The sequence below is a fragment of the Mucilaginibacter frigoritolerans genome, assembly GCF_007830615.1.
In the GTDB taxonomy this organism is placed as follows: Bacteria; Bacteroidota; Bacteroidia; order Sphingobacteriales; family Sphingobacteriaceae; genus Mucilaginibacter; species Mucilaginibacter frigoritolerans.
In genome coordinates this window covers 94,605-118,250 of the sequence record NZ_VLLI01000017.1, presented here as the reverse complement: position 1 = coordinate 118,250, position 23,646 = coordinate 94,605, and the positions used below count along the sequence as shown (strand labels likewise).

General features: G+C 41.0%; 24 protein-coding genes. 18 read left to right on the top strand and 6 right to left on the bottom strand.

Features of this window, described 5'->3' with window-relative positions; all coding sequences use genetic code 11:
• From JN11_RS22255 to JN11_RS22230, 6 genes are all read left to right on the top strand, one after another.
• A partial coding sequence (locus JN11_RS22255; RefSeq protein ID WP_211360882.1) for a transposase occupies positions 1–277 on the top strand: 277 nt, incomplete at its 5' end.
• 246 nt (positions 278–523) lie between these two features.
• Positions 524–1,396, top strand: a complete 873-nt coding sequence (locus JN11_RS22250; RefSeq protein ID WP_144916270.1) for a helix-turn-helix domain-containing protein — start codon at positions 524–526, stop codon at positions 1,394–1,396.
• 94 nt (positions 1,397–1,490) lie between these two features.
• On the top strand, positions 1,491–2,351 hold the full coding sequence (locus JN11_RS22245; protein ID WP_144916269.1) for an NAD-dependent epimerase/dehydratase family protein: 861 nt from the start codon (positions 1,491–1,493) through the stop codon (positions 2,349–2,351).
• A 357-nt stretch (positions 2,352–2,708) separates the two neighbouring features.
• Entirely contained in the window at positions 2,709–3,317 is a 609-nt protein-coding gene (locus JN11_RS22240) for a porin family protein (RefSeq protein WP_144916267.1), read from the top strand.
• A 77-nt stretch (positions 3,318–3,394) separates the two neighbouring features.
• Entirely contained in the window at positions 3,395–3,607 is a 213-nt protein-coding gene (locus JN11_RS22235; RefSeq protein WP_144916266.1) for a hypothetical protein, read from the top strand.
• Positions 3,608–3,664: 57 nt separating this feature from the next.
• Complete coding sequence (locus JN11_RS22230) at positions 3,665–4,237, top strand: cysteine hydrolase family protein (RefSeq protein ID WP_144916264.1); 573 nt, start codon at positions 3,665–3,667, stop codon at positions 4,235–4,237.
• 36 nt (positions 4,238–4,273) lie between these two features.
• On the opposite strand, the gene JN11_RS22225 is transcribed toward JN11_RS22230, so the two are convergent.
• Both JN11_RS22225 and JN11_RS22220 read right to left on the bottom strand, forming a co-directional pair.
• Complete coding sequence (locus JN11_RS22225) at positions 4,274–5,044, bottom strand: LytR/AlgR family response regulator transcription factor (RefSeq protein ID WP_144916262.1); 771 nt, start codon at positions 5,042–5,044, stop codon at positions 4,274–4,276.
• Positions 5,025–6,065, bottom strand: coding sequence for a sensor histidine kinase (locus tag JN11_RS22220; protein ID WP_144916260.1), 1,041 nt, complete (start codon positions 6,063–6,065; stop codon positions 5,025–5,027). Before JN11_RS22220 ends, JN11_RS22225 begins: the two co-directional genes overlap by 20 nt.
• Before the next feature lie 266 nt (positions 6,066–6,331).
• Between JN11_RS22220 and JN11_RS22215 the strand changes: the two genes are divergently transcribed.
• The 11 genes from JN11_RS22215 to JN11_RS22165 all read left to right on the top strand — a co-directional run bounded on the left by JN11_RS22215 (position 6,332) and on the right by JN11_RS22165 (position 15,956).
• Positions 6,332–6,778, top strand: a complete 447-nt coding sequence (locus JN11_RS22215) for a DUF2141 domain-containing protein (protein WP_170227827.1) — start codon at positions 6,332–6,334, stop codon at positions 6,776–6,778.
• A gap of 55 nt (positions 6,779–6,833) precedes the next feature.
• Positions 6,834–7,520, top strand: a complete 687-nt coding sequence (locus tag JN11_RS22210; RefSeq protein ID WP_144916257.1) for a DUF4397 domain-containing protein — start codon at positions 6,834–6,836, stop codon at positions 7,518–7,520.
• Positions 7,521–7,695: 175 nt separating this feature from the next.
• Complete coding sequence (locus tag JN11_RS22205; RefSeq protein ID WP_144916255.1) at positions 7,696–7,920, top strand: DUF4287 domain-containing protein; 225 nt, start codon at positions 7,696–7,698, stop codon at positions 7,918–7,920.
• Between the two features lie 144 nt (positions 7,921–8,064).
• Positions 8,065–8,625, top strand: coding sequence for an elongation factor P (gene efp, locus JN11_RS22200; protein ID WP_144916254.1), 561 nt, complete (start codon positions 8,065–8,067; stop codon positions 8,623–8,625).
• An 8-nt stretch (positions 8,626–8,633) separates the two neighbouring features.
• The gene (locus JN11_RS22195; RefSeq protein WP_144916252.1) at positions 8,634–10,616 is read left to right on the top strand and encodes an HRDC domain-containing protein; all 1,983 of its coding nucleotides are present in this window, start codon (positions 8,634–8,636) and stop codon (positions 10,614–10,616) included.
• Positions 10,617–11,017: 401 nt separating this feature from the next.
• Positions 11,018–11,554 carry a hypothetical protein gene (locus JN11_RS22190; protein WP_144916251.1) on the top strand — a complete coding sequence of 179 codons (537 nt, stop codon included), beginning with the start codon at positions 11,018–11,020 and terminating at the stop codon, positions 11,552–11,554.
• A gap of 150 nt (positions 11,555–11,704) precedes the next feature.
• Positions 11,705–12,559, top strand: a complete 855-nt coding sequence (locus tag JN11_RS22185; RefSeq protein ID WP_144916249.1) for an SDR family NAD(P)-dependent oxidoreductase — start codon at positions 11,705–11,707, stop codon at positions 12,557–12,559.
• A 71-nt stretch (positions 12,560–12,630) separates the two neighbouring features.
• Positions 12,631–13,554 (top strand): helix-turn-helix domain-containing protein, encoded by a 924-nt coding sequence (locus JN11_RS22180; protein WP_144916247.1) that lies wholly within the window; start codon positions 12,631–12,633, stop codon positions 13,552–13,554.
• A 95-nt stretch (positions 13,555–13,649) separates the two neighbouring features.
• Entirely contained in the window at positions 13,650–14,345 is a 696-nt protein-coding gene (locus tag JN11_RS22175) for a DNA alkylation repair protein (RefSeq protein ID WP_144916246.1), read from the top strand.
• A gap of 209 nt (positions 14,346–14,554) precedes the next feature.
• A complete protein-coding gene (locus JN11_RS22170; protein WP_144916244.1) occupies positions 14,555–15,304 on the top strand; it encodes an SDR family NAD(P)-dependent oxidoreductase in 750 nt (249 codons plus the stop codon).
• A 70-nt stretch (positions 15,305–15,374) separates the two neighbouring features.
• Positions 15,375–15,956, top strand: coding sequence for a TetR/AcrR family transcriptional regulator (locus JN11_RS22165; protein WP_144916243.1), 582 nt, complete (start codon positions 15,375–15,377; stop codon positions 15,954–15,956).
• A 91-nt stretch (positions 15,957–16,047) separates the two neighbouring features.
• Here the strand turns inward: JN11_RS22165 and gap are convergent, their stop codons facing one another.
• A complete protein-coding gene (gene gap / locus JN11_RS22160) occupies positions 16,048–17,025 on the bottom strand; it encodes a type I glyceraldehyde-3-phosphate dehydrogenase (RefSeq protein ID WP_144916241.1) in 978 nt (325 codons plus the stop codon).
• A gap of 98 nt (positions 17,026–17,123) precedes the next feature.
• Entirely contained in the window at positions 17,124–18,173 is a 1,050-nt protein-coding gene (locus JN11_RS22155; protein ID WP_144916240.1) for a GlxA family transcriptional regulator, read from the bottom strand.
• Positions 18,174–18,519: 346 nt separating this feature from the next.
• Between JN11_RS22155 and JN11_RS22150 the strand changes: the two genes are divergently transcribed.
• A complete protein-coding gene (locus JN11_RS22150; RefSeq protein WP_144916238.1) occupies positions 18,520–19,284 on the top strand; it encodes a hypothetical protein in 765 nt (254 codons plus the stop codon).
• Between the two features lie 84 nt (positions 19,285–19,368).
• On the opposite strand, the gene JN11_RS22145 is transcribed toward JN11_RS22150, so the two are convergent.
• Positions 19,369–22,116 (bottom strand): DUF5695 domain-containing protein, encoded by a 2,748-nt coding sequence (locus JN11_RS22145; protein ID WP_144916237.1) that lies wholly within the window; start codon positions 22,114–22,116, stop codon positions 19,369–19,371.
• 66 nt (positions 22,117–22,182) lie between these two features.
• Complete coding sequence (locus JN11_RS22140; RefSeq protein ID WP_144916235.1) at positions 22,183–23,622, bottom strand: APC family permease; 1,440 nt, start codon at positions 23,620–23,622, stop codon at positions 22,183–22,185.
• Positions 23,623–23,646: the final 24 nt, after the last annotated feature.

Genomic DNA, 23,646 nt, shown 5'->3' with positions numbered 1-23,646 from the left:
GAAGCCATTGTTCGATGAAATGCACAAGCGGATGAATGAAGCATATGGCAAACAGATGATGATTATAAGAAAAAGCACCGTGGAACCCATCATTGGAAACCTTATTGAATACCTGGGCATGCGGAAAGTCAACACCATTGGGATAAAACTGGCCAATAAATGTATGATAATGGCTGGGATCGCATATAATCTCAAGAAACTAATAAAATACGGCGGAAAATGCTTTTGGGATGCGTTATTAAGTCTGTTATCGCCACGATTTGTTTTCTCACTTTAATGAATCTAAGGTTAACATAAATCGTCAGACTGGAATTGTAATTCCTAAACGCTTCGTTGTGCAACAGCCACGGCACGCCAGGATGAGCGGACAGTCCGGATTAAAAATTTGCAGATTTTGCTTTAAAATACCCGCACTGGCGGGACAAAATTAGTAATTGGCAATTGCCACTGGCTTGATAACATAACAACGACCATGCACTAAATCCCCTTTCTTTTAAAAGTTTGATTTTATTAACTTTGTGACATGGCTGTCAATGTGGTATCTGAAATTCCGGGAATAAATATGGAAGACCTGAAACTGAAAGGTTTTAAAGTCCACGAACTGCCAGCATCCGCAGATCTCCCGGTTTCGCGTGGCAGGCGCGATTTTTATAAAATGGGCCTGGTAACCGGCGATATGACCGTTTATTATGGCGATAGGATTTTAGAAATTAAGGATACCGTTCTCTTTTTTGTCAATCCCAATGTGCCCCATTCTGTTGTCCGTCGTTCCAAACATACAACCGGTTATTCCTGTCTTTTTACAGAAACCTTTATTACCAGCAGCGAACGGACAGGGATCTTGAAAAACTCGCCCTTATTCCACATTGGTGATGCACCTGTAATTCCGCTCAATAGCGAACAGGCCCTGTTTATGACCGGCATTTTTCAAAAGATGCTGGCTGTACACAGTGGCGATTATCATTATAAGGGCGAACTGATCAGGAGCTGTATAGAACTGATCATTCATGAGGCATTGAGGATCCAGCCATCGCAAAACATATCGCAATTTAAAAATGCAGCTACCCGCATCACCCATTTATTTATGGACCTACTGGAAAGGCAATTTCCCATAGAGCGCAGCGCCGAACCCCTCAGGCTAAGAACCGCGCAGGACTTTGCCCTGAGCCTCTCTGTACACACAAACTACCTTAACCGCTCCGTAAAAGAAGTTACCGGCAAGCCTACATCCGTGCATATTGCAGAGCGTATAACCGCCGAAGCAAAAGCCCTTTTGCAGCACACTGACTGGAGCGTGGCCGACATTGCCTACGCCCTCGGCTTCGAATACCCCACCTACTTCAACAACTATTTTAAGCGGGTAACCGGTACTACCCCAAAATCCATCAGAAAATAAAAGGTTTGATAATCATACTTATTGGTTTGATTATCGTTAGCAGCCTGCGCTGTTTACCCGGAGCTTTGTATTATAAAATTTAAAAATAAATACGATGAAAATTTTAGTTACAGGTGCTACCGGAAAGGTAGGTAGCCGATTTGTTCCACGCCTCTTAGCAAAGGGTTATGACGTTAGTATTCTTGTGCGCGATGTTGCGAAAGCATCGGCATTAGCTGCGCTCGGCGCAAGAGTTATTGTAGGGGATTTATATGATCCGGATACTTTACCGCCCGCAGTAGAAGGTGTAGATGCAGTGATACACCTGGCCGCATTTTTCAGAACACTTACTGATAATGAAGGCATTATAAAAACAAATCATGCCGGAACTGTAGCGCTGGCAAATGCATCCATGGCTGCAGGTGTAAAAAGATTTGTTTTTGTGAGTACAGGCAATGTGTATAGCTCAGGCTACCAACATCCTGCCAAAGAAGATGATTTAGTTAACATTAACGCCCCCAGGGCATACTCGTCCAGTAAAATTGCAGCGGAGCAGGAACTTATTTCGCTTCACAAAAACACAGGCTTTGATGTGCGGGTGCTGCGTTTAGGTTTTGTGTATGGCGATAGGGACCCTCATATAGAAGAGATTATGCCGCTGCTGAAAAAAATGAAACGCCACTCCGGGTCAAGAATGCACATGGTACATCATTTGGATGTTGCCCAGGCTTTAACTTTACTGCTTCATACCGACGGACTAAATGGAGAGATCTTTAACGTGGCAGATGATGCGCCTATTACCTTGTATGAGCTTGCCGATTCTGTTGGACAGGCATCTGATGCTTTTGACCCGGCAGAAGGACCACTAAAAGATCCATTTGAAGGCATAATGGACATTTCAAAACTCAGGAACAAGACTGGCTTCAGGCCATTGGTACCCAGTTATTATGTGGCTCGCGATTTGGATATTCTTTAAATAAGAAATCAATCCAACATTGAATAGAAGAGATACTCCCACTGGTCGAAGTTTGCAAATCGACCTAAAATAGGTTAAGCTTTCAGCTTATCTGCGCAATCCCATTCGGTTGTCCACAATTTGCTATCCCAATTTCTCCGACTTCGGATAGCGGGCTTATAGGTACAGCACCTCAATAATTCCGTATGCTCAATTTTCCCTTTTTATTCAGACGCTCTTTTGCCGTTTCCACCCCAACTTTGCCCGCTTGGGTTAGCTTTTTCTTTTAACAGGAATGCTCACGCTGCATCTTTGATTCAAATAACATAATCAGCCCCGGGCTGCAAACAAAAAATGCACAACAAAAAAAAGAACTTTATGAAAAAATTAATCTTAGCAGCACTGCTTTTAGTGTCGATAAAAAGCTTTAGTCAAACAACAACTCCTTCAACCGGAGATCAGGGAATATTAAGCCGCCTTGAATTTGGAATTAAAGCAGGTAGCAACGTGAGTAATTTTGATAAATTCAATTTACCAACTGATCCTTTAATTGGCTTTAATGCCGGTGCTACTGTAGCTTTTAAATTTACCGATCACTTCATGGTTCAGGAGGATTTTCTTTACTCACAAGAAGGCGCAAAGGTTAAGGGCGGCATCCTCGGCGATCAGGATATTAAACTTTCTTATGTACAAGTTCCTATCCTGTTGAAATACCGTACCACCTCAGGCTTTTATGTTGAAGCAGGTGCGCAAACAGGCATCCTGCTCAAATATGACGTAGCAGGATATACCAGCGATCAGAAAGTTTTTAAGAAGATAAACGCATCCGCAGTTGGTGGAATCGGCTACCAATCAAAAATGGGTCTGGGTATAGGCGCAAGATATGCTTATGGCCTTACTCAGGTCGGAAATTTCCCAACAAGTGCCGCTGTTAATAACAACTTTAAGAACGAAACAATACAGGCTAATATTTTCTACGTCTTTTAGTCCCTAATAACACTATATTTTTTATCCTGGCTTCATTTGGGCCAGGATTTTTTGTTGAAACATACCCCCTATTAACGATGATTGAAGTATTTAAAACCAATGTCGAAAATTCAAAACAAGCAGCAGCATTGCTTTATCTTTTGCAAGATCAGTTACCATCGGCTGAAATCAATTTTGACCTCGAAGATTGTGACAATATATTACGGGTTAAAGGAAATTATTTTTGTCCTTCAAATATTATTCAAACTTTAGCAGATTATGGTTTTGAATGCAGTGTATTGGTACAATAAACGCTTTGTAATTAATACGGCTTAGCCGGGAAGTAAAAATTAATGATTCAAAAATCAATGCATAAAATAAAATCAATCAAACCAAACACAGCTCTCCTGGTAATGGATATGCAATTGGCAGTTATCCGCAATCTTCCCAATTACCTTGAAATTACAGGTAAAGTAGCGGAAGCTATTGCATTTGCCCGTTCCAAAAATATACTTGTTCTTTTTGTTGTGGTCAGTTTCCGGCCTGGGATGCCCGAAATTAGTATGAACAATAAAGTTTTTTCGGCAACTAAAGAAAGGGCAAGTCATATAAACATGGACGAATTGATGAAAATCGATAACGCTGTTGCTCCGGTACTTGGCGAAATCATCATTACCAAACGTCGCATTAGCGCATTTACCGGGAGTGACCTTGAAGTTATTCTCAGGGCCAATGATATTCAGCATATTATACTTTCGGGCGTTGCAACCAGCGGGGTTGTGTTGTCCACTTTATGTGAAGCTGCTGATAAAGATTATGGCATTACCGTATTGTCAGACTGTTGTACAGATGGGGATGCCGAAGCACACAATATGCTTACCAGGAAAGTTTTTATACGCCATGCATCGGTATTGACATTGGAAGAGTGGTGCAAATATTGATAACAAACACTTAATTGTTCATATCAACCTGCTGTGTTATCCGGATCCTTTGGCCAGCCAGTTGAGAAATTGCGGTGCTTTCCCTTTACTCACAATTACTTTTTCAGGCAATTGCACATTCAGGTTTAAAGAAAGCTTCCGGGAAAAGAAACTGGAAACGTCTATGATGGTTTTTCTGCATACCAAATATTGCCTGTTGGCCCGGAAGAAAGAGTTTCCGCATAGCCGTTCCAGTTCATCCAGGTTTTTATTAGGATAAAAGGTTTTGCCGGAAAAGGTTAACAAATGGGTGATTTCGTTACTTAGGTAACACACGGCAATGTCATCCAGGTTTACAGGGATGATCTTATCCTGGTGATATACCAGCACCGAAGCCGTTGCCGGTGTGTTTCTGGCGGTCAGCATTTGCATCAATTCATCAAATTGAGGTGCTTTATCAATGGAGAACACCTTTTTCAATTGTTTGTATTTTTGAAGAGCAAGATCAAGCGTTTGCCGGGTAAATGGCTTTAAGATATAATCTATCCCGTTAGCTTTAAACGCGTCAAGGGCATACTCATCATATGCCGTACAAAAAATCACCGGGGCAGAAATAGGTTCAGCTACAAATATCTCAAAACTAAGCCCATCGCCCAGCTGGATGTCACTAAAGATGAGATCCGGAGCATCATTTTTTTTAAAATACGCAATACCCTCCTTCACCGATCTTAATTGCACAATATCTATCGGTTCGTCTATCAGTTTCCTGATATTCATTTCCAGGTCGTCGGCCACAACCATTTCATCCTCAATGATTACTATGTTCATTATTTAATAATTTGATACTTACCGAAAATGAGTTTTGATCTTCTGCAACAATGATATTGTCTCCGGAACAGAGGCGGTATCTTTCTGCCAGGTTGGCCAGGCCCGAGTTGGTAGATTCAACCCTTATTTTTTTCTTTTGAATATTATTACTGATCACGAGCCTATCATTCAATTGATAAATGCTGAAATGCAAGGGATCTTCCGGCGTGAAATTATTGTGCTTGATAGCATTTTCCAGCAAAGGCTGCAATGAAAATGATGGGACATAATAACTTTTCAGGGCATCCTCAGTTAAGTTTACCAAACAGTCCAATGCGGCGCCAAATCTAATCTGCTGCATAGCCAGGTAGTCCTGTAACAATTTAATCTCATCTTCCAGTATCGATATATTGGCAGCATGATGAGAAATGGAGGCTCTTAAAAAATCGGCCATATGAACAATATAAGTGTCAGCAGCTGAGTGATCCTTGTGGTAAAGCGCCTTTAGTGTATTGAGGGCATTGAACAGGAAATGCGGCTGGATCTGCTGTTTCAAAACAAGATTCATTGCTTCCGCGTTTGCCGCTTTTAATTTTGAAAGCTCCAGTTCACTGTGCAGCTTGTGTTCGTATAACAACACAGAATCGTGCAACCAGGTAATCAGCGTATTGATGACGATACCCGATCCAACGAAAGCGAAGAATGAACCTGCATCCCAAAACGACCATGCTTTACCTGAAATATAAGAAAAACATGGCCTTAAAAGAAGATAAATCAGGACACTGACGGGATAGGTTAACAGACGCCGCAAAAGGGAAAACCTCTTTGAACTAATCGCGTTTCTTCTTGCCAAAATAATCATTAACGTAATGTCCGAATACCCAACAAGCAAAACTCCCGACATTGTTAGCACGGTGTAAACAACAGTATGCTGATCAGGCTTGTCGCTATTGGAGGCAACCAGATAGAATATAAAACCGATAATTATGGCCTGTAACCAGGTTAGGCGGCTTAAACGTTGTACGGGTAGCTTCTCTTCCATTAACACAAATGTAATCAATAGCTACCTTGTAGCTTAAGATTGTTAACCGAAACGGGCAAAAGCAAGGTTAAACCGTTTTTACACGGAATTGAAATGCTATCAGCCACTTGCAAAAATTAAAAGGATCATTTTTCCCTTTTCTTTTTCAGTCAGCCAATGATAATATTCAGGCGCGATTATGCCCGCTTCACTCAGTTTTCACTATTAGGCCGTGCGGAATGCCTATACCTTCGGTTCAAAATAAAGTCAAATTTAATTTTATAACTATGAAAAAGACAATCGTACTAGGCATCAATCTTTTGATGGGCCTACTGTTTATCTGCCTCGCTTCGTACATACAGACACAGCACGTAGCGGAGATTAAGGTGACCGATATCAGATCTGCAAAAGGAAAAATCTTGCTCAATGTATTTAAAGACAACGCGAGCTATGATGATGAAAAACCTTACAAAAAACTCATTTTCGACAAAAAAGAAATAACCAATGGTACGCTCGTTTTACGCTGCGATCTGGACCCTGGAATTTATGGTTTTACCATGGTAGACGATGAGAATGGTAACGGCAAAATCGACAAAAACATCATCGGGATACCCAAAGAAGGATTCGGGTTCTCCAACTTCTTTATGGAAAAGATGAAGAAGCCAACTTTTGACGATTTCAAAGTTGATCTGAAATCCCAGTCTAAAATTGTCATTAAGGTAAAATACATGTAAACCAGGCATTGACGCCATTAATTAAAACAGCATAACAATTAAAATCATTATCGATATGAAAACGACACTCATTTATAAAAAGCTATTTACGGGCCTGGCCTTCTTTATGGCAGCAGTAGCTATTTCTTCGTGCAAGAAAAACACGATCGACCCTTCGGGACAGTTTAATATTAAAGTTGTAAATGCTGCAGCCACTTCGGGTGCACAGAGTTTTACCTTGGCCAACAACGTTTTAATAAGCGGCGGCCTTAATTTCACCGATGTATCTGATTATATCAATGCCCCTTCGGGAAAAAACATGACTATGCAGTTTAAAAATGCCGGAACCAATAATGTATATGCTTCAGGTTCACTTTATACTACCAATGGTGTAGATTTCACGGTTTTCCTGGCCGGGCAAGGATCAAATGCCAGGGTCAAAGCATTTCAGGATGATTCTGGCGCTCCAAATAATGGGCAGGTAAAAATCAGATTTATCGATTTAAGTAATAATGTACCATCTGTTCTTACCGTTAAAAATTCCTCAGGGGGTAACCTCGTTAACACTTTAGTGAGAGATGTAGCAAGCGGCTATCAATATATAAATCCCGGCAGCCTTTCGATCCAATTTACAGATATTGCCTCGGGGGATAATGTTGGAAACTTCACTGTATCTGACCTGGTGGCCGGTAAAATTTATACCTTTTACCTAACGGATGCAGCTGACGGCAGCTTGCTTATGAACACGATTCTTTATAATTAGCCGATCCATTTTTTCATAAAAGCCGTGTCGTTATACAACGATGCGGCTTTTGTATTTAAGGATTATGGGTATCCCTGTTGTGCCTGTAATTGTAATTACATTCCATCCCAAAAAATACTGACGGAGAATTTGCTGTATTGTTGAAATAATTGTTAATTCAAGAAACGAAAAAAACATGTCATTTCAAGGGTATCTTAAAACCATCCGGGAAAAAACAGGGAAAGGTCCCCAGGATTTCAGGCAACTTGCCGAAGAGAAAGGATTTACAGAGAACGGAGCGCTTAAGGTCAAAGCCGGAGAAATTATTGCCTGGCTCAAGGCTGATTTTGAACTTGGCCACGGGCATGCCATGGCCATATTTGCCTTATTAAAAGGCGTTAAAAACGAACATAGTGAATAATTATATTCTGTTCATCATTAAAATACTACTGTTACAGTGATAAGGTGAACAATAATATCCTTCACCCAAACAATCATTTCACCAATCTCTGAAAACACGGCCTAAAGCTTTATCTTTGTTCCCAAAATTTAGATTTATTGATACATGGCGAAGGCATCTGAAATTAAAGTAGGAAACATTTTACGATTTAACGGAGAATTGGTAACGGTGATTGAAGTATTACACCGCACACCTGGTAAAGGTGGAGCCTTCTATCTCGACAAATTCCGTAATATTAAAACAGGGCGCATAGTAGAGGCCCGTTTGGCAACCGACGAACAGGTGGAAATCTGTAGGGTAGAAACCAACGATTACCAATACCTATACGAAGAAGGCGATCACCTGGTGATTATGAATAATGAAACTTATGATCAGTTTTCAATTCCGAAATCTCTGTTTGGCCCGGCCGCACGCTTTTTAAAAGAAGGCATGAACGTTATTGTTTCTATAGAAAGTGAAGAACCTATTATGGCGCAGGCTCCTAACTTTGTTGAACTGGAAATTACCTATTCAGAACCTGCCGTTAAAGGCGATACTTCATCGGGTGCGCTAAAAGCTGCCACCACAGAAAACGGTGTAGAAATAAAAGTACCCATATTTATTAACCAGGGCGACAAAATAAAAGTAGATACCCGCACCGGCGAATACGTAGAGCGCGTAAAGTGAACCCCATAATGCAACTGGCATTCGATTATGTCGAATCCACCAATACAGTTGTTTTTTTAACAGGCAAGGCGGGTACCGGTAAAACCACTTTTCTGCAAAAAATAAGGCAGGAAAGTAAAAAAAAGTTAGCGGTAGTCGCCCCCACTGGTGTTGCGGCCATTAACGCCGGCGGCATGACCATTCATTCCTTTTTCCAGCTTTCTTTCGGACCCATTATTCCGGGTGGAAACGCCAAACCGGAGGTGCATTATAGTCCGGAGAAGAAGGATCTGCTAACTCATTTGGAACTGCTCATTATTGATGAGGTGAGTATGGTACGTCCCGATGTGCTGGATCAGATTGACCTGATATTGCGCAATGTAAAGGAAATCAATCGCCCTTTCGGTGGTGTGCAGCTCCTGCTCATCGGTGATCTTTCGCAACTGAGCCCAATCATCCGGGAGGAGGAATGGACAATGCTGAGCCGTTATTATAGCAGCCCCTATTTCTTCAGCAGCCAGGTGCTGCAAAAAGCACCTTACGTACGCATTGAATTGGACCATGTGTACCGGCAAAAGGAACAGGCCTTTGTTGATATACTAAACGAGGTGCGCAACCAGATGATCAGTGCAGAAAACCTCACGATGCTGAACACACGTCACCAGCCGGGCTTCCTTCCCACTGCAAATGATCCTTACATTACCCTAACCACCCATAACGGCCTGGCTAACCAGCTAAACAGCGAATTTCTGGAAGCACTCTCCGGCCATGAATTTGAGTTTAAGGCGACCATCCGCGGTGAATTTCCGAAGGATGCTTATCCAACAGAAACCCTTTTAAAGCTTAAGGTTGGCGCCCAGGTAATGTTTGTTAAGAACGATACTTCTGCCGGCAAACTTTTTTATAATGGAAAGATAGGCACTGTAACCCGCATAGAAACAGATACCGTATTTGTACAATGCGGCCCCGAAGGTGGAGAAATTGCCGTTCAGGCACTGGAATGGTCGAACATCAAATACCAACTGGAGGGGCAACAGATCAGCGAAACCAATGCAGGCAGCTTTGCGCAGATTCCGCTGAAGTTAGCCTGGGCCATTACCATTCATAAAAGCCAGGGGTTAAGTTTTGATAAAGCCATTATTGATGTAAGCGAAGCTTTTGCCCACGGGCAAACTTATGTGGCGCTGAGCCGCTGCCGTACCCTATCGGGCATGGTTTTACGCAACCCTATTACGGCTCAAAATATCATTGGCGATCCTGCCGTGGCCCGCTTCAATGTACAGGCGCAGGCTCTGCATCCCGACGCAGCTAAACTTGAACTCGACCGCAATCTATACACGCAATTTCTGTTAGCCGAGCTATTTAACTTCAACGGCTTAAAAAGCCGCGTCACCGGTTTTGAGGAACTGGTGCCCGGGCTTCAAACTAAAATACTGTCTGTTGCCGAAAAATCAGCACGCCAATTAAGTGCAACTGATCCCGACCGGATTAAGAAAGCGGCGGCTTACTTCCAAACAGCACTAAAGGAACTTGCGGAAAGCTTGCATGCCCAAATTCCGGCGCTCATTGGTAAGTCGAAAGAAGGCGCCGCCAAAGCCGACCAACTATTGCATTGGGTGATGACCAGGCTCAGCCTCATGACTCATTTTTCAGAACAATCCTTTTCTGCAGCCGCCTATATCCTCGCCAAAAAAGATATAAAAGCAGATCAAACCCACTCCTATGTTAAGGCGCTAAATGCCAAGCCTAATGAAAAGCTTTTTGATCAGATTATCACCTGGTGCCAGGGCCAGGCCCAAAAAGAAAATGTAATGCCCGGAATGGTTCTCTCCGAAAAAACAGCGGCAGCCATTGCCGAGAAACTTCCGGCAACACTCAAAGCATTAAGTGCGGTAAAAGGAGTCGGTCCACAAAAAACAAACCTATACGGCCCCGAATTAATGCTACTGATCCGCGCCTATCAACAAGAACTTAAAGGACCAGAAGCGGAACAAAGTAGTTTGTTTATGTAAATTGATTGGTCGCTAATAAACAAGTCATCCTTAATTAATCGTTAGTATTTTTTTGTCATCCCGATGAAAGAAGGATCTTCTTCAACAAATAAGTCTGCGCATAACAATTAGCCACCAACGCTCACCACTACGTCATTGCGAAGAATGAAGCAATCTATACGCTTTGCAGATCAGTGAAGATAAATTTAGTTAGATGACAAAATGCCGTTCCAGCGATCATCCTAAGTAGAGATGGCTTCGTTCCTCGCCAAGACGCGTTGAGAAGGTTATTGTATTGCAATACATCACCCGTATATGTCTATTTGACAATAAATTAGCGTAATACATTTGTTACCGTTGACGACCATTTCAGCGTTAAACTTATTTTGATATTTGGCATCATACCTATAAAAATAAACACTATGAAAAAGCCAATCATTATCACAATTTTATTATTGCTTTCATCTTTTTTGATCAAAGCCCAGGCCCCAATTAAATCTACGGCTCAACCCGACAGTATTATTAAAGTCATCCCTTATGGTGAGGGTCGATACGGAGGATACCTTTATACCATTGGCGGTAAATTGCAAACTCCCGAAGATGTTAAAATAAGGTTACTTGCCTATGCGCCATCCGCCGGGGAGTATCAAAAAGCTAAAAGCGAAATTACATGGACTTACATTTCAATGGGAGGAGCTGCCATATCATCCGGCATTTCAATTGCTGAGTATGTACATCATGCCAGGGAGAATTACAACAACAGCATCCCTACCGTAACTTATGTAAATGGTTATCCCAGCTCTATTACTCCGGCTCAACCACACAGCAGCAGCCTGACAGGAGCGTACATTTTTACCGGAGTAGCAACAGCATTTTTGTTCTCTACATTTTTTCACATGGTAAGAGCTTCAAGGCATGCTGATAAAGCATTACATCTGTACAACCAACGATTTGAATAACGGATTAACCGTCATGTACCGGTATGAGAAAATGGTCATCCGGTTTGAATACCATTTTCTCATTTTGGCTACTAAAACTCTCAATTAGGCTACAAGCAGCCAAATGCATCTGTCGACCTTTGTTGTGTTATAAATTTAAAATATAAAATCATGACACATCAAAATGATATCTCAAATGCTGGTAAAGTTTGGTTCATAACAGGTGCTTCCCGTGGATTCGGGCGCGTTTGGGCCGATGCAGCGCTTAAGCGTGGCGATAAGGTGGCAGCTACCGCCCGCAAGTTGGCAAGCATTGCCGATCTGAAAGAAAAATACGGCGAAAACGTGCTGACTTTAGAGCTTGACGTAACCAATCCCGAGCAAGTGAAAACAGCTGTTAATCAAGCTTTCGATCACTTTGGAAGGCTGGATATCGTACTCAATAATGCTGGCTACTCATTGGTTGGTACAATTGAGGAAGCAAATGCAGACGAAATCCGTGCGCTTTATGAAACCAACATTTTGGGTCCTGTAGCTGTTATCCAGGCGGCTTTACCCTTGTTACGCAAGCAAGGTGGTGGGCATATCCTTGGTACATCAAGCGGTCTCGGCCATGTAACATTACCGGTTATCGGCTATTATTGTTCTTCAAAATGGGCGTTCGAAGCAATTCACGAAAGTTTAGCTTTAGAAGTTAAAGATTTCGGTATTAAAGTAACTATCATAGAGCCGGGTGCCTATGCTACCGAGTTCGGCAGCCAGGAATCCTTAAAATTTGCAGCAGGACTTGATATTTACGGAGATTTTAAAACGCACTTTTTCGAAAGATTAAGAGGAATGGAAAGAGGCGATCCCGATGCAACCCCCGAAGCGATATTTAAAGTAGTTGATTCGGAAAACCCGCCTTTGCGAATTAATTTGGGCAGCCACAATTTGCCATGGGTACGCAATGCATATGCCGAAAGACTGGCAACCTGGGAAGAATGGGATGCTGTTTCCTCCGCGGCCCAGGGCGCTTCAAAGTAATCTTTAGGTAAACAATTAATTATAACCGGTATTGAAAAGCAATGCCGGTTATAATTACCTTAAATTTAAAAATGAAAAAGGAAGAACTAGCCCATGTTAAAATGGAATCGTTATCTGACATGCACCGGGCCTTCGGTTTGCCTGCACCGGCACACCCGCTAATTAGCCTGGTAGACGGCGCAACGAACCGGGTAATTATAGGCAGGATGCCCCAATCTCATGTACTGCATTTTTATAAAATTTCTTATAAACCCCGTCTGGGTGGCAAGTTAAAATATGGTCAGGACTATTATGATTTTGATGAAGGAGGCTTGTTATTCGCTGCCCCTAACCAGGTTCTTGGCAACCATGGGAGCATTGATGCAGAAACATGCTCTCAATATACTTTATTGATACACCCCGATTTTTTGTTAACCTACCCTTTGGCAAAAAAAATCAGGCAGTATGGCTTCTTTTCCTATTCGGCCAATGAAGCCTTGCACTTGTCAGAAAAAGAGAAGACAACCATCTTTTCCATTTTTAAAATAATTGAGGACGAGTTAAACAGCAGGATAGATGATTTTAGCCAGGATGTCATCATCTCTCAAATTGAGTTATTACTGAATTATGCTAATCGGTTTTACAAGCGTCAATTTATTACCCGTAAAGCGGTAAGCAATGATCTGTTGCTAAAGCTGGAAGAAGTTTTAGACGAATATTTTAATAACGAAAAATCCTTAAGCCAGGGAATACCTACAGTTCAATACCTTTCGGATAAACTGAATATATCCCCAAGCTATTTAAGTGATATGTTGCGTTCCCTTACCGGGCAAAATGCACAACAGCACATCCACCATAAACTTATAGAAAAAGCAAAGGAAAAATTATCAACCACCAGCTTATCTGTAAGTGAAGTTGCCTACAATTTAGGGTTTGAACACCCGCAATCGTTCAGTAAGTTATTTAAAACCAAAACAAATCTTTCGCCATTAGAATTCAGGAAATCTTTCAACTAACAGATCTTCTTCCTTCGTGCCATCAATTCGGTGGGGTGCTTTTTTTAGTATATACTGATTATATAACCTATTAAAAATGGTATTTTCGTATCACCATGAAAGCATCTGCCAACCACCACCTTACTGAAATTATTACTCACCTCCGCTCCTTGAGCGGCAATGTGCCAATGCACCGTAAGGAATCAAAAAAACAATATACTTTTTCGGGCCTGGACTTCAGCGAACAATTGGTTATTTGGGATCGGCTTTGGCATACAGAAAATAACTTCTGGCTTCGGTTACATGCTTATTTCTTTCTGGAACGGCACCTTAAAAAGGAAACTGAACTCAGGGAAATGTGGCCGGTAATTGTTGAATGGCAGAATCAGATAGATGATTGGGGACTTTGTGATGCACTGGCCAAGGTTTATACCAAAATACTGGAGGTAATACCTGAGGAAGTTTATGCGCAATTGCAACAATGGAATACAGATACCAACCTTTGGAAAAGAAGACAATCACTGGTTTCGCTGTTATATTACAGCCGTACCAAAAAGAATTATCTATCTTTTGATCAGATTTCCAGTTTAATTACCCCCTTATTGCAGGACAAGGAATATTATGTACAAAAAGGGCTGGGCTGGACACTACGCGAGCTTCACACGGTATATCCCTTACCAACCATGTCTTATCTTAATCAGCATATTAAACAGGTGAGCAGTATTGCATTCACTATAGCCATAGAAAAAATGGATATAGTGCAGAAAGACAAATTTAAAGCGTTGAGAAAGCTTAGGGTATCCTCCGTCTAATCGGCACCTTATAATAAGGTATTGTACCTTAACTCCTTTCTTTTGCTCTCTCCTATCTCAAACAAATGATTTATCAGGCAAACACGCTTGCCTAGCTCCCCTATTGTCATCCCAAAACAATAATATTTATTTGCGGAACGATCATTCCATTTTAGATTTATATTTGCGGAACGATTATTCCAAATATAAAAATTAATTCAGTCACGACAATGAAAAAGTTAGAAAACAAAGTAGCTGTAATAACAGGAGCATCAAAAGGTATAGGTGCAGGTATCGCTAAACACCTTGCAGCAGCAGGTGCCAGCGTAGTAGTAAATTATGCATCGGCAAAAGCCGGGGCCGAAAAGGTAGTTGCCGAAATAACCGCCAAAGGTGGTAAAGCAATAGCCGTACAGGGTAATGTATCAAACGAGGCTGATGTTACCCGTTTATTTGAAGAAACCAAAAAAACTTTTGGCGCTGTTGATATTTTAGTAAACAATGCGGGAGTTTACAAATTTGGCGCTATTGAAGAAATCAATGCGGCAGACTTCCATACACAATTTGACACCAACGTATTGGGTTTATTATTAACCACACAAGGTGCGGTTAAAAACTTTAACGCAAACGGTGGCAGCATTATTAATATAGGTTCGGTTGTTAGTTCCATCGCACCGGTTGCCAGCTCTATTTATACCGCAACAAAGGGCGCTGTTGATGCTATAACTCATGTATTGGCAAAAGAGTTAGGTGGCAAAAAAATACGTGTTAACTCCATTAATCCAGGCATGATTGAAACTGAAGGCACGCACGCTGCCGGATTTATCGGTAGTGATTTTGAAGCTGAAATGGCCCGTACAACTCCGCTGGGCCGTATCGGTCAGCCTGATGATATTGCTGATGTGGCTGTGTTCCTGGCTTCTGAAGATTCACGCTGGTTAACCGGCGAAACATTATTGGCCGGCGGTGGCATTAGGTAATATCGAATCCTTTTAAGCGAAAACAATTAAAAATGAATAGCTTTGCCCTTAGGCAAGGCTATTTAACGTTATGGCAAGAACTAAAGATTTTGATGAGAATGAAGTGCTGGCTAAGGCCATACAGATTTTTTGGCACAAGGGGTACAATGGCACCTCTATGCAGGATCTGGTGGATAGCCTGGGCATCAGCCGTTCTAGTTTATATGATACTTATACCGATAAACACACTTTATTTATAAAGGCCCTGGAAAGCTATCAAACTTCAGGAGCAGCAAAAATTCAGGATATTATCACTAATACGTCATCTGCAAAAGAAACCATTAAACAATTACTGGAACTATCAACCGGCGATTTGATGACTGATAAACAACATAAAGGCTGCTTTATGGTAAATGCTGAAGTTGAAGTAGCTCCCCATGACCAGGAAGTGAATAATATGGTTTGCAAAAATGATCAGCAAATGGAAGAAGCTTTTTACCAGGTAATACAAAAAGGTAAAGAAAGTGGTCAAATAAAGAACCAGCAGGACGCGCGCTCACTGGCAAGGTTTATTATTAATGCAGTAAAAGGTATGCGCGTAACCGCAAAATCAACAACAGATCCATCTGTTTTTAAGGATATTATTGCACTTACTATAGCGGTGTTTGATTAAGTAACAAGCTTATATCTTTAAACAAAATAGCCAGCCCCATAATAAACTGATTATTATAGACCCGACTATTCTTATTAAATTAATTCCTAAATTATAACAGCGCAACCAACTCTGCTATCCTGTTAGAAATGCCAACTTCATTATCATACCAGGAAACAACTTTTACCAATTTATTAATCGTTTTAGTGAGGCTGCCATCTACTATGGATGAGTGCGTGTTTCCCAAAATATCTGAAGATACTAAAGGCTCTTCGGTATATTCAAGGATGCCTTTGAGCGAGTTTTCTGCATAGTGTTTAAACAAGGTATTTAGCTCTGCAACGGATACTTCTTTTTTTAAATTGATGGATAAATCCACTATAGAGGCGTCAATTACAGGTACCCGGTATGAGTAGCCATCCATTTTCCCTTTTAAGTTTGGCAATACGTCGCCTATAGCTTTAGCTGCGCCAGTGGTAGTAGGAATAATGGAATAAGATGCTGCCCGCGCCCTTCGCAGATCTTTATGAGGCGCATCCTGTAAGTTTTGATCGGCAGTAAATGCGTGCACGGTGATCATATAGCCCGATTCTATACCAAATTCTTTATCCAGAATGTACAATACCGGGGCAATACTGCCGGTGGTGCATGATGCGGTTGAATAAATTAAATCCTCCCCTATCAATTCGTTATTTATTCCATGTACAATGGTTTTTACACCACCTGAAGCGGGGGCAGTAATCAATACTTTTTTCGCGCCTGCATTGATATGCGATTGTGCCGCAGCTTTATCGGTAAAACGCCCGGTTGATTCTATCACTACATCAATACCCAAATCTTTCCATGGTAGCTTTTCAGGATCGCGTTCGCTTAGCATTTGTATGCATTTTCCATTTACAATAATCGCATCGCCATCAGCAACTACCTCTCCCGGAAAACGGCCGTGGGCAGTATCATATTTAAGCAGATGGGTCAGCGTTTTAATATCTGTTAAATCATTTACAGCAACAATTTCTATTTCTGGTTTGTTTTGTAATGCCCTGAGGGTCATTCTGCCAATACGGCCAAATCCATTAATTGCAATTTTCATTTTGTATATATTAAGTTAAATAATAAAAAGACGTAGTAAACCTGATAACGTGTAACCAGTAGCTGCACATTTTAAATTAAGGCTGATATTTTTTCTAATTAATTAGGATAATGTAAATTGGATTGAAGAATATCGCCAACGCCGGCTACCTTCAGTGATGTGCGGAATGCCCGGCGATAATCGGAGGGCGTAGTCATTAAATGCCGCAGAAACGTTCGCCTCATAGATACCAATCCACCCAGTCCGCACTTTTCAGCTATACAATCCAGGGGCATATCGGTATCTTCCAGATATTTGCGGGCGGTTTCAACCCTTAACTTTTCTATAAACTTAGCAGGAGGCAAACCTGTTTGCTTATGAAAAACACGTGTAAAATTCCGCGGACTCATATTTAAATGATCTGCAATACTGGCTACATCCAAAGGTTCGTGCAGGTTTTCATTAAACCAATTATGCAGTTTTTCGGCAATATTGGAACTTTCATAAACGGGCAGCAAATTACCAAACTGCACCTGGAAACCGGGCCTGCTCAAATAAAAAACCAATTTTCGCGCAACCTGTATGGCAATATCTTTCCCATGATCTTCCTCTACCAATGCAAGTGCAAGGTCAATTCCTGACGATACGCCACCTGATGTATAAATATGGCCATCACTGGTATAAAACGCGGTAGCGTCCACGTCTACAAGCGGATATTCTTTCTTCAACCTTTCGCTCAATTGCCAGTGTGTTGTTGCTTTTTTTCCGTTTAATAGTCCGGCCTCTGCTAATGAAAATGCTCCTCCGCAAACCGACCCAATGCGCCGTGTTTGATTTTCACTTAGGAATGATAACCATTGATAAAAATCCTTGTATTCAGGCTTTCTCAGCATTTGAAAGTCATTACCGGCGATGATGAGCGTATCAATAGGCGTTTTAATTTCCATTGCGCAGTATTGACAAACTATCTCCATTCCGGTTGAGCTGCTCACTCTCTTATCCATAGTTGGCGATGCAATCAAAACATCGTAACCTGCTTCAGAGCCTGATGCACCTAAACAATTATTAGCACTGGTAAAAACATCAGCCGGGCCTGCAAAATTGAGCAGCGTATTACCAGACATGGCCACAATTACCACCTGTTTCCTTTGCTGATTATTAGCGATCATACATTATTCATAACTCTTATAACAAATTTATAGTTTAAATCAATTGTCTCAAAGGACATAAATTATACAATTTAGGCCAATAAAAAATCATTTAAGTCAGTTTAAAGTCATCGTTATTTTTGGCTAAGCCCATTTAGTATAACAAAGCTGTTACTACAGAATTGCTTCAATTTGCGGTTATAATTTTGAATAAATAATTTAAGTTAAGTCACCGGCAATAATATACACCTATTGAATTAGCTTAAAACAGGTATTATTTCAGGATCAACCATTCGTAAAACACATCTTTGAATGAATTGAAAATGAACAACATGTATCAAAAGAAAAAGATTTATACTAATTGAATATGACAAGATTTCTCTTCACCTTTATTTGCGCTGTACTATTATCAACCTTGGTTAAGGCCCAGGATAATTATGAAATACAAGTTTATGGATCAGAAACGGTAGATCCGGGCCGCACAATGATTGAGCTGCACAGCAACTATACTGCAAACGGACTTACTACTACTGTTGACGGACAGTTGCCAGACAACCACGAAGTTCACGAAACGATAGAAATTACACATGGCTGGACGTCCTGGTTTGAAACCGGCTTTTACATTTTTAACTCCCTAGGAAGTGATGGCCGTACCGCTTATGTTGGTTCACACATCAGACCGCGTGTTTCTGCACCGCTAAGCTGGAATTGGCCTGTTGGGGTAAGCCTTTCTACCGAATTCGGGTTTCAGAAAAAGGCTTTTTCTTCTAATACCAGCACCCTGGAGATCAGACCAATAGTAGATAAGAAATGGAACAAAATTTATGTTTCGGTAAACCCAACGCTCGATAAAAGCTTTGCAGGCCCTGATCAGAATCGCGGATTCATATTTTCTCCAAATGTAAAAGGAAGTTATGATGTAACTAAAGTTGTTGCTTTAGGGCTTGAATATTATGGCAGTACCGGACCATTCTTTAATTATGATCCCTTTCAAAAGCAAATGCAGCAATTATTTGTTGCCACAGATTTAAATACCAACCCCGATTGGGAATTTAATGGCGGTGTAGGCTATGGCTTTACCGATAGTACCGAAAAACTAATTTTCAAAATAATTATAGGGCGACGCTTTTAATATCCGGAGACATTTCAAAGACTTAATTGATATATAAAAAAGCTGCTCTTTTGGGGCAGCTTTTTTGTGTGATACGCTTGCCAATTATTTATGATGAACAAGGTTTATTTTAGATACCTTATTCTTTAATAAAATAACATAGGCGCCCCGTTGCGTAATGACTTTTGAATCGGGAACATATTTACCTGATATAGCTGTATCAGCGGTGTGTTTTATTCTTAAATAGGCTTTAGGAGTATATTTATCAGCAGCATTCAGCAAAACGGATACCTCTCCGGTTTGGGTATTGTAAGATACTGTGTTAAAAGTTCCGGCATCCAGCGTTAGCCAAAGTCCGGCTGGTGCAATAAATACGCGTGATTTTGCACCATTGGTTATCTTAACATTTATCCAATTATCTTTTTCTGCTAAATTACCTCCAAATGCTAACCAGCCAAAATTAGCATCGTGTGTTATATAAGTTGCAGTATTAATAGCATAGCCAAAAAAGTTTGATCCGTAATCGCCGGATAATCCATCAATTTTAAGGGTTGAAGGGAATGAATGAAAAGCTGCCGGGCCAAATCCATCCTGGGTGATGTTGGAAACAGAACCCATTAAACCGCCATAACCTACGCGCAACAAATAAAGATCATTAGGGTTTTTCCTATACTCTGCCAAAACAGGTATGGCATTTATTCCTGAACCATAATGATGCAACTGACGCTCAATACGGGAAAGCTTTCCACCATACAAGAAATCCCAATAACGGCGTGCAGAACCGTTATAACCCCAATTAGGCACAGTAGGCATATAACCCAGTATGGCATCTATAGTAATTTCGGCTTTGCTGGTATAACCAAAATATGATGACCATAAATAAACTTCTTCCTGCCCTGTTGAATCCCATGGCATTTCGCTCCCGAAAGGATACATCAGGGTATTCCAATGGTCGGCACGTACCTTCATGGCCTTTTCAAATATGGCTGCTTTATCGTTCCATCCTTCAGCCTTAAGGTCCATCAATATCATGTAAAAAACAGTGCCTTCCATTTGTCCAAACTGTACATAATATGGCGCCTGGTTAACCATGGCTATAGTAGTTTGATAGGCATGATCCAAATACCATTGCCAGTTTTGTTCGGTAACCAACCCTGTATGATTACGTGATAAGCGATACAAAACCCACCATGCCGCAGCAACGTGTGGATAATTATAAGAGCGGCCAACATCATTAGCAGATTCATGGCTCCAGGCGGCCCAGGTTTTATAATTTATACTGTCACTATAAGTGCCTGCTGGCATCTCCTTTGGCTCATAGTAAAACACACTTTTCTTTACACCATATTTTTGTTTGCCTGCATCATGCTGAATTACACCCCAAAGCGTATGGTTCACAAAACGTTGCAACTTATCAATTTCCAATTTATCAGGCTGGATAAGTTCTTTCATCATAGCGCCAAGCCAACTGCCTGCACCACCTTCGTCACTTAAACCTGCTATCCATGCCCGGCTATCCTGCGTTACCTGTTTCTTGGTTTCGTAATCATAAGTAATTACCGATTGGTCGCGGTGAAAAGGATCTAATTTGTTTTCATACCACTGCTGATGCGTAAGAAAATGACCATAATCCTTTAGCATATCCGTTTCAGCCTTTATAACTTTATAATTAATGGTTTGGGAAAGCCCATCGTCATAAGTAATGGTTAAACGTGCCCTGCCCCATATTTTTCCTTCTATTTGATAGGCTTTCCATTTATCATTAATAGATGGCGTTTCGTTGAGTATCAAAGCACCTTCTGGCTCTACCTGCAATGATTTTATTTTTTCAGGATAGTTTAAGAATAACTTGCCCTGCGTACCAATCGGCAATACATATCCAGGGGTGCCAACTGCAACTGGTCGTTTACTTTCAATCAATTTACGCTCAATACCTTTAATGGAATCAGTCAGTAAAAATTGCAGTCCGTACTCTGTTGTTTCACCAGGTTTAAGGGTAAAAGAGGTTGGAGTGTTCCATGGTTCGGCTTTTTTCCATTCATTTTCAGCATAGGCTTTACTATGCGTCATCCATTCATAAAATCCTTCAAAATCAATACTTCGCGGGGTCGGGTCATCGAGTAAAGGATTGTAAGCCTCAAATGGTGTTTTACCATATGGTACCACCAGCAAAGCCGGGCCATGCCCATTTAAACGGGTAACCTGTAAATAGCCTGCATCCTTACCAATATAGGGGTCATAAAAAACATTTTCAGCATGGGCCTCTTCCAGTGATTTACCTTGCATAATGTTATTAAAGATCATGGGGATACCTATTGATCCTATTTCAACATTTTTGTCACTTGTATTTTTCAGTTTGAATAATAAAACCAGGTGACCATCTATTATTTCCCAATAGCGTTGTACATTTAAGGGGATACCGGCAGGCAGTGTGGCCGACAAATCAGCTGCGGCAAGTACTTTATCATCGTTAATAGTTAAAGCGCTCACCGGGGCTCTTTTTGCCGCTGTTGAATATTTCTGCCAGGCACTTTCACCTTCGGCCCGCAAACGAAGATCCAGATCGCCTAATTGATACATGCCATCACTACTTCGTATTTTCAGCCTGTTACCGGGAGTAAAATCAAACTTATTATCACTATCAGGATTTAACGCAGCTACCGTTTGTGATGACTTTACCAGCTGCAATTGTAATGCCGGTGTGTGAAATGTTAATACCCCATTTTCAAGCCCCAGTGTGGATGGTCTTGCTTCCAAAGCTTTCCATGGGTCCTGTGCCATAGTTGACTGGCCTATTGAAATCAAACAAAATACCAGCAATACGGCTATAAAGAAATTCCTATGGATTAACATTTTGATACTATTTAAAGTATTATAAATAAACATGTAAGATTTTATTATTTAAAGAAAACTCAAAAACTATTTCAAAGAAGTTTGCTTACGCATAATTAAGTAATAAGCCGGGATACCTGCCAGCGTAATAATTAATCCCGGCCAGGTATAATTGGGTTTAAACTTTATGAGTAAGATACAAAATGCCAATCCCATAACAACGTACAATACAGGCAAAACAGGATAACCGAAAGCTTTGTAAGGACGCTCAGCATTTGGATGTTTTTTACGAAGAATAAAAATACCTATAATGGTTAACATGTAAAATACTACCACCACAAATGAAATCATATCCAGCAGATCACCATACTTACCGCTTAAACTCCATAAACAGGCAAAGATGCACTGGATCCATAAACCGTATCCCGGTACTGAATTTTTGTTAAGCGTAGCCGCTTTATTAAAAAACAGTTTATCCTTCGCCATGGAATAGTATACCCTGGCACCGGCCATTATTAATCCATTATTACAGCCAAAGGTTGATACCATAATAAGCAATGCAATAATCAAAGTACCTGCATGCCCGAATATTTGCTGCGATGCGGTAACTGCTACCCTATCCTTATCAGCAGTAGCAATATCATGCAGGGACAATACACCTGTATACATAATATTGGTAACAATATATATTACTGTTACTATAAGCGTACCTAAAGCCAGGCTTAAGCCGATGTTTCTTTTAGGATTTTTAATTTCACCGGCTATAAAGGTTACATTATTCCATGAGTCGCTGCTAAAAATGGAACCTACCATTGATGAGGCTATTGCCCCCAATGCAGCAACCGTTGTATAGGTTGAAAAGCTGCCATCTTTATTTAAGCTATGCAGGTTCCAGGCATTGTGCCAGTTGGCTTTCCATATATCACTGTCCAAAGCAATAAAACCAAAAACAATCAGCCCGAATAAACTGAGCAGCTTGGTTAGGGTAAAAGTAGTTTGGATAAGCTTTCCGCTTCGTATACCACGGGTATTAATAAAAGTAAGCAGCACAATTAAACCTATTGATACCAGTTGGGCCGCATTAAGCGTAAAAAACTGAGGCTGCCCGGCATTACCCATACCTGTTTTAAGCTTAAACAATATATTATCTTCACTTACCACTGGAACCAGGTAAGCCAAAAATTTAGAGAATGCCACACCTACGGCGGCTATTGTAGCGGTTTGTATTACTGTAAAAAAACTCCATCCATATAAAAAACCCACAAGCGGATTATATGCCTCTTTCAGATATACATACTGGCCACCTGCTTTCGGATACATTGCGCTCAACTCGCCATAGCTTAACGCAGCAGTAAGCGTCATAAAGCCGGTTATCAACCAAACAAATATTAACCAGCCAGCACTGCCTACATTGCGGGTGATATCAGCACTTACTATAAATATACCCGAACCTATCATACTACCAGCCACTAACATGGTAGCATCAATCAGTCGTAGCGATGGTTTAAAAGAGGAGTTGTTATCCATTTATAAAATCAGGGAGTTTAAATA